Origin of the sequence: Microvirga tunisiensis (assembly GCF_009296175.1) — a bacterium.
In the GTDB taxonomy this organism is placed as follows: Bacteria; Pseudomonadota; Alphaproteobacteria; order Rhizobiales; family Beijerinckiaceae; genus Microvirga; species Microvirga tunisiensis.
The window spans coordinates 1-659 of the sequence record NZ_VOSK01000945.1; the positions used below are offsets into that span (position 1 = coordinate 1).

Below are 659 nucleotides of genomic sequence, written 5' to 3' on the forward strand. Positions count from 1 at the left end.
GGAAGGCGCGCACCGCCTCTTTCAGGAAGGCGACCGCGCTGGTGGCCAGCTCATCGTCCTTGACGGCCAGGTGCACCCAGCGCGAGCAGCGGTCGATGGCCACATACAAATAGCGTTTGCGGCGCTCCCCGTCGGCGGTCTGCAGCTTGGGCAGGTGCTTGATGTCGATGTGCACGAAGCCGAGATCATAGTCCTTGAACGTGCCGCTCTTGCGCTGGCGCTGCTGCGCCGGGGGCAATCGTCCCAGACCCTCGGCCTTGAGGATGCGGTAGACGGCATCGCGGTTGAGATGCGGCAGGAAATGGCTGACCACAAACGTGAGGTCATCGAGCGGAAAGCCGGTGGCCTGGCGCAGGACGCAGACGATGGCGCGCTCCTCGTCCGTGGCTTTCCAGGGCAGCTTGTGCGGCCGGCTGGAATGGTCCTGGCAGTCCTGGGCTCCGCGCTTGCGCCACTTGCGGATGGTCTCGGTGCTCACGCTGAAGCGCTGGGCCAGCACGCCGGTGGGCTCTCTCGAGCGGGCGATCTCCTGGCGGACAGCGGGGGTGGTGCGGGCTTGCGGATGAAGGGAGTGCATCACGTCCTCCTGCGGTGAGAAGCTCGGCGTCGCAGGCCGTCAAAGCGCCAAGTGTACTCCTCAATGGCGTAACGCACCCGAT

The 659-nt window shown here is 66.0% G+C and carries 1 protein-coding gene; it reads right to left on the bottom strand.

The window, feature by feature from the left end; translation table 11 throughout:
* Positions 1 to 577, bottom strand: a 577-nt coding sequence (locus FS320_RS51515; RefSeq protein ID WP_162003667.1) for a transposase family protein, incomplete at its 3' end; no start/stop codon positions are given.
* Positions 578 to 659 lie beyond the last annotated feature (82 nt).